Annotated in this window: 2 protein-coding genes; both read left to right on the top strand. The window is 57.6% G+C overall.

Translation table 11 applies throughout. The annotated features are described in order from the left end of the window. Positions 1–289: helix-turn-helix domain-containing protein (locus tag CKL79_RS22665; RefSeq protein ID WP_141242298.1), on the top strand; the 289-nt coding region annotated here is incomplete at its 5' end. Next, the coding region (locus tag CKL79_RS22660) for an IS630 family transposase (protein ID WP_121971738.1) at positions 286–832 on the top strand (547 nt) is incomplete at its 3' end. The genes CKL79_RS22665 and CKL79_RS22660, both read left to right, overlap by 4 nt.

Raw genomic sequence — 832 nt, 5'->3', positions numbered from 1 at the left:
CGCCGAAGCCTTCAACTGTCGGCCCCAAACAGTGGAAAATATCCGCCGCCGGTTGGGAGAACATGGCTTTGAGGCGACGCTGAATGGGCTAAAACGCAGCGCGCCACCGACAGCCAAACTGCTGGACGGTGCCCAAGCAGCTCAGGTGATAGCGATGCGCTTAGGCTCACCGCCGAAAGGCTATGCGAACTGGTCATTGCGGCTGCTAGCACGCAAAGTCGTTGAGCTTGAGATCGTAGAGTCTGTGAGCCATGAGACGGTGCGGCAGACGCTGAAAAAAACGGTATGACCAATCGCAAGATTGAGTATTGGGTGATTCCGCCCAAAGCGGATGGTGAGTTTGTGGCCCATATGGAGGAAGTGCTCGATACCTACCAGCGGCCCTACGACCCGAAGTGCCCTGTCATTTGTATGGATGAGCAGCCGGTGCAGTTGCTCAAAGAAACCCGACGACCGATTGAGGCGACCAAAACGCATGGCAAGCGGATTGACTACGAATACGAGCGAGCGGGCACAGCCAGCATCTTTATGTTCACGGAACCGGCGGCAGGCTGGCGACAGGCCACGGTGCGGCAGCGGCGGACAAAGACCGATTGGGCCAGCGAAGTCGCTAGTCTGATGGAGGGCCGATACGCTGACCGCCCGCTCGTTAGGCTGGTGTGTGACAACCTTAACACTCATACGAAGGGCGCTTTCTACGAGACGTTTGAGCCCGAACGGGCGCGTCAACTCGTACGGCGCATTGAGTTTTGCTACACCCCGAAGCATGGCAGTTGGCTGAATGTCGCAGAGAACGAGCTGAGCGCGATGACCCGTCAATGTGTTGACGGTA

This window comes from Leptolyngbya sp. BC1307, assembly GCF_002286735.1.
Lineage (GTDB): Bacteria > Cyanobacteriota > Cyanobacteriia > Phormidesmidales > Phormidesmidaceae > Phormidesmis.
This window is presented reverse-complemented; position numbering and strand designations above follow the sequence as displayed.